This window comes from Rhodovulum sp. (assembly GCF_011048875.1).
Lineage (GTDB): Bacteria > Pseudomonadota > Alphaproteobacteria > Rhodobacterales > Rhodobacteraceae > Rhodovulum > Rhodovulum tesquicola.
Window position 1 is genome coordinate 1 of the sequence record NZ_DSDD01000441.1, and the last position, 1,737, is coordinate 1,737.

Genomic DNA, 1,737 nt, shown 5'->3' on the forward strand with positions numbered 1-1,737 from the left:
AGTTCGGTGCACCGATCCGCTGCTCGCGGATCAGTTCGTCAACCGCGACGCGGGAATAGGGCAGATCATCCCCGGACGGCGTGTCCCGCGAGATCAGGAACAGCGTCGACAGGATCCCCAGCGCGGCCAGCGGCAGAACGATCTTGGCCAGCGCGATGAACCGGGAATAGGCGTTGTCATGCGAGGCCATGCCTCAGGCGATCCCGGCGCGCAGGCAGTCGTGGATATGCAGGATGCCCTGCGGCCGACCCCCGGCGTCCACCACGAACAGGCAGGTGATCTTGCGCCCGTTCATCACTGCGACGGCCTTTTCGGCGAGGTCGCCGGGGCCGATGGTCAGGGGATCGGCGGTCATCACCTCGTCCACGCGGCGATCCAGCAGGCCCACCATGTGCCGCCTCAGGTCGCCATCGGTCACGACACCGGCAAGCGTGCCATCCTTGCCGGTGACGCCGACCACGCCAAAGCTTTTCTGGCTCATGGTCAGCAAGGCATCGGCCATCGGCGTGCCCGCCGCTACCAGCGGCAGTTCATTGCCCACATGCATCAGGTCGCCCACCCGCGACAGCCGCGCGCCCAGTTTGCCACCGGGATGGAAGGCGCGGAAATTCTCGGGTGTGAAATGGCGATGCTCCATGAGCGCCACGGCCAGAGCATCGCCCAGCGCCAGCGTCATCGTGGTCGAGGTGGTGGGCGCAAGGCCCATCGGACAGGCTTCCTCGGCGGGCGGCAGCGCCAGCGCGACATCGGACTGGCGCAACAGCGTGCTGTCCGCGCGTCCCGCCACCCCGATCAGCGGGATCCCGAAGCGGCGGGTATGGGCGACGATATCGGCCAGTTCCGGCGTCTCGCCCGAATTCGACAGAACCAGGCACGCGTCACCTTTGGCCAGCATGCCCAGATCGCCATGGCTCGCTTCGGCGGGATGGACGAAATGCGCGGGCGTGCCGGTCGAGGCGAAGGTTGCCGCGATCTTGCGCGCGACATGGCCCGACTTGCCCATGCCCGAGACGATCACCCGGCCCTCGGCGGCCAGGATCAGCTCGACCGCGGCCGTGAAACTTTCATCCAGCGCTTCGGCCAGGCTGGCCAGCGCCCTGGCCTCGCCGGTCAGCACCCGGCGGCCGATGGAGATATAGGTGTCGCGGTTCATGGGTTGCTCAATGGGCAAAGATGTCGATCTCGGGCCAGCCTTCAAGATCCAGACGCGCCCGCATCGGCAGGAAGTCGAAACAGGCCCGCGCCATGTCCGCCCGCCCCTCGCGTGCAAGCATGCCGTCCAGCGCGGCCTTCAGCGCATGCAGGTGCAGCACGTCCGATGCGGCATACTCAAGCTGCGCCGCACTCAGCGTCTCTGCCCCCCAGTCCGAGCTTTGCTGCTGCTTCGAGATGTCGACGTTCAGCAATTCCTGAAGCAGGTATTTCAGCCCGTGCCGGTCGGTATAGGTCCGCACCAGTTTCGAGGCGATCTTGGTGCAATAAACCGGCGCTGTCACGACGCCGAAGGCGTTCAGCAGCGCGGCGATGTCGAAGCGGCCGAAGTGAAACAGCTTCAGGACCGCCGGATCGGCCAGCATCCTTGTCAGGTTCGGTGCCTCTGTCTGGCCCATCGCAATCTGCACGATATGCGCATTGCCGTCCCCGCCCGAAAGCTGCACGACGCACAGCCGGTCGCGATGCGGGTTCAGGCCCATCGTCTCGCAATCGATGGCCACCATTGCCCCGAGATCGAGGTCG

General features: G+C 66.1%; 2 protein-coding genes and 1 pseudogene. All 3 read right to left on the reverse strand.

The window, feature by feature from the left end; genetic code table 11:
* Positions 1-190 (reverse strand): annotated as a pseudogene (locus ENN83_RS15025) (hypothetical protein); the annotation flags it as partial.
* Between the two features lie 3 nt (positions 191-193).
* Positions 194-1,153, reverse strand: a complete 960-nt coding sequence (locus tag ENN83_RS15030) for a KpsF/GutQ family sugar-phosphate isomerase (protein ID WP_287188349.1) — start codon at positions 1,151-1,153, stop codon at positions 194-196.
* A gap of 7 nt (positions 1,154-1,160) precedes the next feature.
* Positions 1,161-1,737: ribonuclease D (locus ENN83_RS15035; RefSeq protein WP_287188351.1), on the reverse strand; the 577-nt coding region annotated here is incomplete at its 5' end.